We start from the raw sequence: 11,580 nt of genomic DNA, 5'->3' as shown, positions 1-11,580 counted from the left end.
ACCAGAGCTAGTGCTGCTGCATGGTTTAAGGCTTTGGGAGATATATTTGTAAGACTTATAAGAGTGATCATACCTCCTCTGATATTCTTCACCATATCTGCTGCAGTAGCTTCTATGGCTGATCTTCGTAGGCTTGGTCTGCTAATGATATGGATGCTGATAATCTACATAGGCACATCAGCTATAGCAGCATATCTAGGAGTTATAGCAGGACAGATATTCAACCCGGGTGCTGGAGTAGGTTTAAAACCTCCAGCAGATTACACTCCTCCAAAACCTCCATCAGCAGTGGATATACTTCTAAGCTTCTTCCAGACTGATTTCAATAGTCTTCTAACAGTAGGAGGAGCTATGACTATGATAATATTCGCCATAATACTCGGCATAGCTACCGTACTTCTAGGTGAGAGTGGTAGGAGGCTGTACTCATTTCTCAAGCTAGCTTCAGATTTGATGATAACCATGGTCATGATTATAATGTACTACGCGCCAGTAGCTATATTCGCTTACGCTGCATGGCTCATAGCTGTTTACGGACCTCAGATGCTGGGAGCCTACGGCAGGTTTCTACTGTCTCAGTATACCTTCTCCTTTCTACATTTCTTCATAGTATACAGCATCATAGTAATGGTCGGAGGCTTGAATCCTCTAAAATACTTTAAGATCCAGTCTACACCATTTCTAATAGCTTTTACAACCAGATCTTCTGCCGTCACACTGCCGTACAATATGGAAGCAGCCAAGAGAATGGGAGTTCCAGATGAGGTATTTCAAATAACACTTCCAGTAGGAGCTACAGTGAACATGGATGGAACAGCATTATATCAAGCTCTCTCAGCAGTCTTCATAGCTCAGCTCTTCGGAATACCATTGACACCTCTCCACATAAGTCTGATAGTTGCTGCAGCAATCATAGGATCTGTGGCTACGGCAGCCATACCTGGTGGAGGGACTATAATGCTCGCCTTCGTTCTAGGAGTGGTAGGACTTCCTCTAGAGGGAGTGGGTATAATGCTGGTCATAGATCCTATAGCAGATGCTATAAGAACAGCGATTAACGTCTCTGGAGATAACGCGTGTACTATTCTGATAACGAGGCTTGTAGGTCTTAAACTAGCCAGTTCTAGCTAGTTATTTCAAGCATATGTTTTTATCATAACTCTTTAACCGGTAGTTTTTATGCTAACTATCTTCTTATAATCTCTTTAATGATGATAGTATCATGTTATGAGCTATTGTTCTCAGTCTATCTATATGTCTATTATCTCTACTCGGGTGCACTCTGTTTGTCATGAGAACTACTATGAGATCATAGATAGGACTGATCCAGATCGATGTTCCTGTAAATCCTGTGTGTCCAAAACCTTCTCCAAGAAGATCTCCTCCTGATTCTATTGATATCTTATCATAGATCCACCAGCCAAGCCCATAGCATCTGTCTCCACATATCCATCTACTAAACATAGTTCTAGCATAAGCTGGAGGTATCAGAAGATCTGATTCGCCTTTATATGATCTGAGAAGCTCGAGAGATATTAAACCTGTTTCGAAAGCTGTTGAGAAGAGTCCTGCATGTGCTGAGACACCATCCATAGCTCTAGCATTCTCATCATGAACAACTCCTGTCAGAGCTTCTCCGCCTTCTACAACCTCTGTGGATACAATATTCTCTGTAGAGAAGCCTCTTGTGAGAGGATTGTATAGAGTGTTCTTAAGACCCAGTCTTCCTGCTACAGTCTTCTCGAATAATCTATCGAATCTCTCGCCAGAGACTTCCTCAGATATTTTCGTAAGCAGTATAAATCCTAGATCGCTATAAATAGCATTCTCACCAGGTGAGTATGAGGGGAATACCCTGAGAACTTCTGAAAAGATCTCTTCTCTAGACCTGGAAATCCTATATAGAGGAAGCCATGGAGGCAGTCCTGATGAGTGTGTGAGTAGCATCCAGATCCTCACTCTATCCTTGATCTCATTAACACCAGCAGCAGTTCTCGAGAACTCTGGCAGAATTTCTGAAACCCTCTGCTTTAAATGAATCAAACCTTCTGAAACCAGTATTCCTGCTACAATAGATCCTGCGAGAACCTTGGTTAGAGAAGCTAGATCAAAGAGCATTCCAGGAGTTAGAAGTCTCCTCCTAGGAATCGTCTGAGCCCATCCACAGGTTTTGTGAATAGCAGCATATCCTCTTCTTATGACCAGGATCTCTATACCTGGTATCAGCTTGTTCTCAGAATAACTACATATGAATCCTAGAGCTCTCTCTACTCTCTCTCTTGAGAATCCCAGCTCTTCGAGATCTCCAAACTCTATCAAGTGAACACACCCTGGGATTTTTCCACAGAATTATAATAATTATATAGATATAGCATGAATATCTTGGAGAAAGGATTTGAACCTGATCAAAAGACTTATTGAAAAGATCAGTCTAGAGAGAAGAATTATAGCTGGGATGATGTCTGGAACTAGTGCTGATGGTGTTGATGTGATTATCGTAGAATTAGAAGGTCATGGAAGAGGTATAAGATATAAGGTTCTAGGCAGTGATGTCATAGAATATCCCGAGGAGCTTAGGAGAATTATAATTAATACCATGAGCGGTGGAAGTGCTCATGATATTTGTATGCTAAATTTTCTAGTAGCAAGATTCTTCGGAATAGCTTTTAAAAAAGTCTTAGAATACTTAGGAATTCGATCTGATGAGATAGATCTTATCGGTTCTCATGGTCAGACAGTATACCACTATCCCGAGTATGTGAGAGTATGTGATATGGAGGTTAGATGCACTCTCCAAGTAGGATCTGTTCAAGTTCTAGCTGAGGAGACGGGTGTTCTAAGTGTAGGGAATTTCAGACTTAGAGATATAGCTGTGGGAGGCTTCGGAGCACCTATTATAGCATATACAGATTACTCACTTCTAACACATGAGAGAATTGGAAGAGCTGTACAGAATATAGGAGGCATAGCCAATGTCACTGTGTTGCCTCCCAATGCATCTTTGGATGAAGTCTATGCTTTTGATACAGGTCCTGGGAATACTCTCATAGATCTTGCTGTATCAATGCTGTACAGAGATCTTAAATACGATCCAGATGGAGAGATCGCGTCAAGAGGCTCTCCAGATAGAAACCTCCTCGAAGAACTCATGAGAATACCATATATAACACAGCCGCCTCCAAAGACCACGGGAAGAGAATTCTTCGGAGCTAGAATGACTAAGGAGATTATTGAAAGAGCTGTTTCTAGAGGTCTCTCAAAAGAGGATATAATAGCAACACTTACAATGTTCACCGTAGAGAGTATAATAAGAAACTACGAGCTCTTCATACTACCGAGAGTGAAGATCGAGGAGGTAATAGTAGGAGGTGGAGGAACCAGAAACAAGACTCTAATGAAATTGCTTGAAGAGAGATTCAGAAGACTTGGTATGAGAATTCTAAGACACGAGGATCTAGGGATAGATTCAAAGATGAAAGAAGCACTCGGAATGGCGGTACTGGCACACGAGACTTTAAGTGGTGTGCCTAATAATGTTCCTGGAGCTACTGGTGCCAGGAGACAGGTTGTTTTAGGAGAGATAGCTCTCTAGATCTCTAAGGATCTCATGCTCGTCTATAGAGATCTGTAGATGCAGTCGAGATCTCTTAGATGACCTAAGATTCTTCGAATTAATAGATAGAATATATCCCTCCTTGATACACATGATATATGAGAATATGAGAATTCTCAGAGTAGCAGTTCGTCATATAGTTAGTGTTGGTAGAAGATCTCTAGCTGTTGTGATTCCCAAGAAATGGATTTCAATTCTAGGAGTTAGAGCAGGCGAGGAGGTTGTTCTTGTGATGAATGAAGATGGTTCTATAACTCTCTATCCTTCTAGAACAGGTGATAGAGATGCGAGCAAGAAGAATATTATGATGAGATCTGTAGACTCTAAAGCTATCCAGAGTATAGGTCGAGAGATCAGTTCAATGAATCTTCTCAAAACCGATAGATTTCATTTGAAAGAATTTTTAACAAAATACATGCTGGGATATTTAAGAAGTCTGCGTGGAAATACTTCAGAGTTTTCCTCTTCATCTCGTAAGATTCTTGAGAAGGATCACTACATAGATCTCATGAAGAGATCCTTAGACATGGTTGAGAGATCTTTAGAATATCTAGAGAGATTCCTGCTTCAATCCGACGAATATCATGCCAAACTAATTCACGAGATCGAAGATAAGATGGATACATTCTACTACACTTTCTTTAAAACCTTTGTAGAAGAACTTCCGAGAGAGATCAGAAGAGATCTGGATAATAAGGGCTTGGTTAGATATGTTGCGAATATAGTGCTTATAAAGATCTTAGAAGACATAGTTGATTCTATTGATAGAATCACATGGAGGCACCAGGAGAATGGAGTTGCTACTTCAAATGATAGTGTAAAGCTCTTCACCAAAATGATAGAAGTCGCCAGAGAATCTATAGGTTGTATAAGATATACATGTGATAACAATGAGATCGGTAGAAATTTCAATGAAGTAGTAGATCTGAAGAGACATATTAAAAATCAGATGATAACATCACCTCCATCTATACAGCCGGTACTAGCAGAAGCAGAGATACTGCTAAACGGTATAGAAGGATTATTAGAGATAGCCATAATATACTCGATCCAAGATTCTAAGAACCATCAAAACTAGAATACTCGATATCAAATGTTGCAAACCACATTACCTTCATCTCGCTCCTGCTGTTTTAATTACATTAATTGCGTACGCGCTATTTGAGAGCTCTAAAGATATTCTAATGAGATAGCTTCAAAGAAATTTACATGTGAAGGCTCTACACCCTAGGATGGAAGAGCACTATTATTTCTCTTTAAATCATTAGACCTAACTATTCAACCTCCGATCACTATATAATGCTAGATATGTCACGAGATAGTGTTACGTAATACTTTCTTTTAACCATAGGTTATCAATAGATTATGGAGGCGTGTATTGTGAGATCTTATTATATGAATGATAGAATTATAACATTGAGATATGCAGATATTATCGATATTAAGAAGATCTGTGATATAATGCTTGGCACAGAACCTTATACAGTGCTTGGGTATACAAAGGATGTATGCTTTGATATTGTAATAGATTCTATTGAAGAGGGTAGAGCAGTGGTTGCAGAAGTAGGAGAAGATATAGCTGGTTTTATATTATTCAGGATCTTCGAAGGATTTCCTTTAGGAGGATATATCAGAGCTCTTGCAGTATCACCGAGATTCAGAGGTTTGGGAGTAGGCTCAAGTCTCGTGAGATTCGCCGAGGAGACGATCTTCAGATATAGAGATAATGTGTTTCTGTTAGTATCATCATTTAACTATAATGCGATCAGATTCTATAGATCTCTAGGTTACGAGGTTGTAGGTGAGATTAGAGATGCGATAATTGAAGGAGAATCTGAGTATATTATGAGAAAGAAGAGAAGAACTTATACAGGTAGAGGTAGCTAGCATGAGCTGGAGTTATGTTTCTCAATATAGAGATAAGCTGGTGGAAGTGATAGACAGGATTCTTAATGAAGAGAGAGAAAATCTCGAGAGAGCTTCAGAAGAGATTGCAAGAGCTATCATTAGAGAGAAGATGATCTACGTGCTCGGCACAGGACATTCAATGCTTATAGCTATTGAGATGTTCCACAGAGCTGGAGGTCTGGCGAGAGTCTACCCAATACTAGATCCTTCTCTAGGAGTTTTCGGAGGAGCTCTTAAAAGCTCAGATATTGAAAAGCTCAGCGGTTATGCAGATGTACTAGTTAAATACTACCCACTCTCAGAAGGCGATATTCTCATGGTCATATCCAACTCCGGTAAGAATGCAGTCCCCGTCGAGGCATCGGTGCTTGCTAGAGAGAGAGGTTGCAGAGTTATAGGTATCACTTCTGTGGAGTACTCTAGAAAACTCAAACCTTCTAATAGATATGGTAAGAAACTCTATGAGGTTGCAGATATCGTTATTGATAATAAGGTTCCTGAAGGAGATGCAGTTATAGAAGTAAAAGAGCTGAGAGGAAGAAGAATAGCTCCTATATCAACTATTGTAAACGCATTCATAGCTCATGTGATCGAGATCATGACAGTAGAAAGATTAATAGAAGAAGGCTACGAGCCAGAGATATGGGTTAGCGTTAATATTCCAGGAGGAAACGAGATAAATAAGAGTCTTGTTGAAAAGTATTTCACAAGAATCAAACATCTCTGATCTTGAGAGAAACAGTAGTATCTGTGTTCATCTTATAGTATCTTCCGCATATATGGGTTTTGCAGAAGATAAATCTAATGTATTCAGAAGATAATGTTTAGAGATCAATGAGTTTGTTTTCCTAAGTTCTTTCTGGCTAGTATCTCTCTAATCTCTCTAGATATATAGGGTTTTTCTGGTAGTAGTCCTTGAGGTCTATATATTAGGATTAGTGTCATTATGATTCCTAGAGATATGTAGTCAAACCATACTATATCGAAGGGAAGTACTCCTACTAGGTATTGTTTCATATATACTAGAACTCTGTTTACTAATACAAATATGAATGTTCCCAGTAGTACTCCACGATTATTTCCTATGCCTCCGAGAAAGATCATGAGCCATGGTAGGAATGTCCAGTCAAATCTCTGGAGAGTTGGAGTTATAGCTCCTAGATATAATGCCCAGAGAGCTCCTGCAATACTTGCAAGAGCCGAGCCTATGGTCATTGCTATAGCTCTGTAGACAACCAGGTTCTTCCCTAGCGAGATTGCCGCGATCTCGTTTTCTCTTATTGCTTTCAGAACTCTGCCGAGAGGTGTTCTGCCGAGGTATTCTACGTATAGGAATGCTAGGAGGGCTACTAGAAGAATCTCTAGAGTAGCTACTGTGAATCTATTCTCAGATCCAGCCCATGAGAAGAGATCTGGGATTACAACTCCTAGAGCACCGTTTATAAAAGGCTTGTACACTGTAGCTATATAGTTCAGCACCTCTCCTAATGCCAGCAGTGTTATGGCTAGATAATCTATTCTCAGCCTGATCACAGGACCTAGCTGTATTAGACCTAGTAATGCTCCTATAAGCATGCTTATGAGTAGTATTACTATTGTTAGTGTTATCGTGAGAAGAGCATTAGATCTGAGGATGGGATTTAATATCGTTATAGCACCAACAGAATTCGATATAGGATCTATATCAGTATTCACACCTGCTAGAATAAATCCTATTCTCGCTACAAGACTCCCCGTTATATAAGCACCTCCTGCGAATGAGAAGAGAAGACCGAAGTTAGGGATCCCAGCATATCCTCTCTGCACATTGAGTGAGAGAGTTAGAATGGTATAAACTCCTAAGAGTGCTAGAAGATCTAGAATGAATAATATTATAAGATCTAGAATCATAGGCTAGACACCTCTCACTCTTATAGAGACCAAGCCTGTTGGGAAGAAGATCAGACCTATTATAAGTGCTATATAAGGTATCATTCCAGAGTAAGTCATAACCCAAGGACCTAGCACTGCAGAAAGCCATGAGACCAGAAGTGTTTCAGCAAGACCTAGTATAAAGCCACCTATCGGAGCACCATACACCTGTTCTAATCCGCCTAGTATGCTTGCTGCAAACATAGCAGCTATAAGAATAGTTCCTGTTGAAGGACTGCACATTATATGTAGAGGAAGCAATGCTCCGGCAACTCCAGCAAGTCCTCCAGCTATGAACCATGAGACAGCGAGAGCTGTACTCACATTAATACCGCTCGCCAGTGCTAGAGAATCATTCTCCATAACAGCTCTAAGAGCTGTTCCGAAAGCTGTTCTACTGAGAAATATGTGGAGTAGTACTAGACTTGCTATTAGCATGGAGATTGATACTATGAGAATCCCTTGAACTCCGAAGATCTTGGGATCAGCTCCTGCCAGATATATGTTCCTCGATGTAGCTTTATAAGTATACTGAAGATAGTCTGCGTAGATGTTTATCAAGCCGAATAAGAGTATGTCATAGGTTAGCGTTGCCATCATTAAAATGAATACAGAAGATCTTCTTCTTCTCAGAGGTTCTAGGATTAGATAGAATAGAAGAAGAGCTTCCAATCCTGAGATTATGAAACCTAGTGGAATCCCTAGATAGATTGGTTGATTAAACAAGTATACTGTGAATGTAGCGAAAATACCTGTGGTCACGAAAGATGCGTGAGCAAAATTAGGAACCTTAGTAGTTCTATATAGAAGTGTTATACCCATAGCCATTAGTGAGAGTAGTGATGAGAGTATTATTCCTCCAATTAAAGTATCGATCAAGCTCTTTCACCAACACCTAGATACATCTCTAGTATATCATGCTTCGAGTAGAGATCTGAGGGCGTCCCCTCATATATTATTCTGCCGCTCACCAGAACAACAACTCTGTCTGCTATTTCAAGTGCTTTATGTACATTCTGCTCTACTAATACCACGGAGATCTTCATATTCTTTCTTAGAACGTTAATCCTGTGCATAAGCATGTCAACATATTTGACAGCAAGTCCTGCCGTAGGCTCGTCTAGCAGAAGAATCTTAGGTCTTCTCATAAGCCCCATGCTAAGAGCTAGCATCTGTCTCTCTCCACCACTTAATGTACCTGCCATCTGTTTCTCTCTCTCTTTTAATACGGGGAATAACTCGTATACTTCGCTCAAACGTTTTTCTATCTCATCTCTGCTTAACCCTGCGAATCTTGCTACAAGTCTTAGATTCTCAGATACTGTGAGATTTGGAAATACATTGAACATTTGGAAGACATATGAGATTCCTCTTCTAACTCTCTTATGAGGTGGTACTCCTGTTATATTCTCGCCGTCTAACTCTATAACTCCAGAATATACATCTGCTAGACCGTAGATGCTGTTTAGAAGAGTGGTCTTGCCAGCTCCATTAGGACCTAGCACTGCTAGAATCTCTCTATCTCTGCATTCTAGTGAGATATCATATAGAACATGGATCTTTCCATAACCCGAGTTCAGATTTCTAACTACCAGCACTGCTACTCACCCCTAGATATACAGTTCTAACCTTCTCATCTCTCACGATGTCTGAGGGTGTTCCTGAGGATATTATCATGCCTTGATTCATTACATAGACATGATCTACGTATTTAAGAGCTATATCAAGTCTGTGTTCTATGATTAGAAATGTTATGCCGAGCTTGTTTCTCACATTTACTATGTGAGAGAATATATCATGAGCAAGTCTAGGATTGACACCTGCTATAGGTTCATCTAGTATTATCATGCTGGCATCCGACATAAGAGCTCTCCCGATCTCTATCAGCTTGAGAGCTCCCGCATCTAATTCTGAAACCTCTCTATCCCAGTATCTCTCTATGTTAAGTATTCTCATTATCTCAAATGCTTTCTCAACCGCTCTCACCTCATACTCCAGCCATGTTTTCTTAAACAAATGATATCTAAACCTCTCTCCGGGGTTGCCTCTAGCTGCTACCAGAAGATTATCGAGAACACTGAGCTTGGTGAATGGAGAAGGTATTTGAAATGTTCTCACAAGTCCTTTCTTATAGATCTGGTCTGGAGGTAATCCTGTTATATCTTCGCCGTTAAAGTAAACTCTTCCTCCATCTGGCTTGTATACACCTGTTATAGTATTCACGAGAGTTGTCTTTCCACAACCGTTAGGACCTATCAGAAGAGTTATAGAGCTTTTCAAAACCTCTATGCTGACCTTATTAACAGCTATTAAACCGCCAAACTTCTTAGTAATATTCACGGTCTTCAGATGAACTTCCGAAGAACTTCTCATTATCCTCCCCTAACCATGTGCTTGATAGAGAGAAAAAATCATAGTTTAGGAACTTCTATTGTTGTAAGCCAGTAGAATTTATTCTCTAGAACTCTGTATAAGGCTACAGGCGTCCAATTACCACCTACAACACCGTAGAATATCATGTCAGCATAACTTCTATCTCCTACATCGTTAAACTCTATATTTCCTGTAGCACCCCAGTAGATCTTAGCAGCTAGAGGAACGGCGGTTCTTATAGCATCACCATCGTATCTGCCTGCGAGAAGCACTGCTAGAGCTGCGATCCATGCGGCGTCATATGTTGCATAAGCATATACAGTAGGCTCCTGACCTAATGTTGATAGCATGTAGCTCCTAACATGATCTGCTGTTTTCGAAGCTGCTCCTGTGAATAAACCTCCGATCAGCTTTACTCTCTCTGCTATAGGTCCTACCTGTTCTATCACTACGGTACTTAGTGGTAGCGTGTCTGATGCAAACCATAGGAGTTTAAGAAGAGGACTGTTTCTAGCATTAGCTTGTGTAAGTAGAACTGTAGCATGATCCTCCCATGTATTAGCTACTACAGCGATCATCTCTTTTCTATCTAGATAAGGTGCGGCTGCTCTCTCCATACTATCTATTAGTGGGTTGAAATCCTTAGTATCTGTAGGAAACGTAAGATCAGCTACCACGTTCAAACCCATAGATCTTGAAGCATTTACAAAAGCGTCTCTAAAAGATAGCGAGTAAGATTCCTCAGGTGATATAATCATGACATTTCTAATACCAAGACTCAGTATGAGATTAGCCGTGGCAACACCCTCAGCTTCTACCGAGGGAAGAACTCTGAATACGAATCCCGCTGGTGGTGCCACATCTTTTCTTGCAGCTGTTGAAGATCCTGTGATAACAACTATCTTATTAGCCTCAGCATATGAAGCTATAGCCTTAGTAGCGCCACTAATAAGACCACCCACAATCACCTTCACACCTCTAGCGGCAAGTGCTTGTGCTTTTTGAAGAGCTACATCAGGTTTAGTAGCATAATCCTCGTAATAGAATACAAATCTGACATCGAGTCCCAGTCTACTCACAAAATCATTTATATCCTTCTCAGCAAGCTTAGCTGCAGCCTCCTCTCTAACGCCATAAGAACCGTAAGCACCGCTTAGAGCAACTAGAACTCCTATAGGGATCTCCTTAGGAAGTCCTGAGACAGCAGGTGCACCAGGGGCTGTAGGTCTTGGAATAAAGTATCCTACTAGAAAGCCTATTACTAGAAATACTACTATTAACACAGCCCAAACACTTGTTGGAAGTGTTAAAGCTTTAAAGAATCTCGTCATAGAACTACCCTCACATACCATGTTTTAATGAAGAATATAAATACATATGATAATAACCCATAGTCTCAAGGTTATACACTCATAAAAGGTAAAAGTTTTTGACAGCTGGAAATACTTATATTCAGATTCTTTGACCCTTCTACAGATTTCCCATCGATCATTTGAATACTATGATCTGTCCGTAGGGAGCATATCCTTTGGGGTTCAGCTCTGATGTGGGTTTATGTAAGTTGTTTTCATCGCCTCATCTCTTTTCCCCTGCATTCCGCTCGGGTTCTCATCGGGCTTAGGGGCGTTCAGGGGCACCCCTAGACCCCCACATCTTGAGTACCTGTAGAACAGGTTTATGCATGCAATCACATCTCTATCTCCTGTGAATCCGCATCTAGTGCACTTTAACACTCTACCACCGCTGTCCTTTAACCTGCTCCCGCATCTCGGACA

12 protein-coding genes are annotated in these 11,580 nt (G+C 40.5%); 5 read left to right on the top strand and 7 right to left on the bottom strand.

Going from position 1 to position 11,580, the window contains the following annotated elements; translation table 11 throughout:
• On the top strand, window positions 1-1,131 hold a 1,131-nt coding region (locus tag QXS89_07185; protein ID MEM3831957.1), incomplete at its 5' end, for a dicarboxylate/amino acid:cation symporter.
• A gap of 63 nt (window positions 1,132-1,194) precedes the next feature.
• Here the strand turns inward: QXS89_07185 and QXS89_07180 are convergent.
• The gene (locus QXS89_07180; GenBank protein ID MEM3831956.1) at window positions 1,195-2,319 is read right to left on the bottom strand and encodes a serine hydrolase; all 1,125 of its coding nucleotides are present in this window, start codon (window positions 2,317-2,319) and stop codon (window positions 1,195-1,197) included.
• A 76-nt stretch (window positions 2,320-2,395) separates the two neighbouring features.
• Here QXS89_07180 and QXS89_07175 point away from each other — a divergent pair, with 76 nt between their 5' ends.
• The 4 genes from QXS89_07175 to QXS89_07160 all read left to right on the top strand — a co-directional run bounded on the left by QXS89_07175 (window position 2,396) and on the right by QXS89_07160 (window position 6,248).
• Window positions 2,396-3,592: an anhydro-N-acetylmuramic acid kinase gene (locus QXS89_07175; protein ID MEM3831955.1), complete on the top strand. Its 1,197-nt coding sequence runs from the start codon at window positions 2,396-2,398 to the stop codon at window positions 3,590-3,592.
• 112 nt (window positions 3,593-3,704) lie between these two features.
• The gene (locus QXS89_07170; GenBank protein ID MEM3831954.1) at window positions 3,705-4,691 is read left to right on the top strand and encodes an AbrB/MazE/SpoVT family DNA-binding domain-containing protein; all 987 of its coding nucleotides are present in this window, start codon (window positions 3,705-3,707) and stop codon (window positions 4,689-4,691) included.
• Between the two features lie 302 nt (window positions 4,692-4,993).
• The gene (locus QXS89_07165; GenBank protein MEM3831953.1) at window positions 4,994-5,500 is read left to right on the top strand and encodes a GNAT family N-acetyltransferase; all 507 of its coding nucleotides are present in this window, start codon (window positions 4,994-4,996) and stop codon (window positions 5,498-5,500) included.
• Window position 5,501: 1 nt separating this feature from the next.
• A complete protein-coding gene (locus QXS89_07160; GenBank protein MEM3831952.1) occupies window positions 5,502-6,248 on the top strand; it encodes an SIS domain-containing protein in 747 nt (248 codons plus the stop codon).
• 104 nt (window positions 6,249-6,352) lie between these two features.
• Here QXS89_07160 and QXS89_07155 read toward each other — a convergent pair whose 3' ends face one another.
• From QXS89_07155 to QXS89_07130, 6 genes are all read right to left on the bottom strand, one after another.
• Window positions 6,353-7,411, bottom strand: a complete 1,059-nt coding sequence (locus QXS89_07155; protein MEM3831951.1) for a branched-chain amino acid ABC transporter permease — start codon at window positions 7,409-7,411, stop codon at window positions 6,353-6,355.
• A gap of 3 nt (window positions 7,412-7,414) precedes the next feature.
• Window positions 7,415-8,311, bottom strand: a complete 897-nt coding sequence (locus QXS89_07150) for a branched-chain amino acid ABC transporter permease (protein ID MEM3831950.1) — start codon at window positions 8,309-8,311, stop codon at window positions 7,415-7,417.
• Window positions 8,308-9,030, bottom strand: coding sequence for an ABC transporter ATP-binding protein (locus QXS89_07145; GenBank protein MEM3831949.1), 723 nt, complete (start codon window positions 9,028-9,030; stop codon window positions 8,308-8,310). Before QXS89_07145 ends, QXS89_07150 begins: the two co-directional genes overlap by 4 nt.
• On the bottom strand, window positions 9,017-9,805 hold the full coding sequence (locus QXS89_07140; GenBank protein MEM3831948.1) for an ABC transporter ATP-binding protein: 789 nt from the start codon (window positions 9,803-9,805) through the stop codon (window positions 9,017-9,019). Before QXS89_07140 ends, QXS89_07145 begins: the two co-directional genes overlap by 14 nt.
• Window positions 9,806-9,843: 38 nt before the next feature.
• Window positions 9,844-11,136 (bottom strand): ABC transporter substrate-binding protein, encoded by a 1,293-nt coding sequence (locus tag QXS89_07135; GenBank protein MEM3831947.1) that lies wholly within the window; start codon window positions 11,134-11,136, stop codon window positions 9,844-9,846.
• Window positions 11,137-11,340: 204 nt separating this feature from the next.
• Window positions 11,341-11,580, bottom strand: a 240-nt coding sequence (locus tag QXS89_07130) for a zinc ribbon domain-containing protein (protein ID MEM3831946.1), incomplete at its 5' end; no start/stop codon positions are given.

Source organism: Sulfolobales archaeon (assembly GCA_038881635.1).
GTDB lineage: Archaea > Thermoproteota > Thermoprotei_A > Sulfolobales > AG1 > WYEN01.
This window is presented reverse-complemented; position numbering and strand designations above follow the sequence as displayed.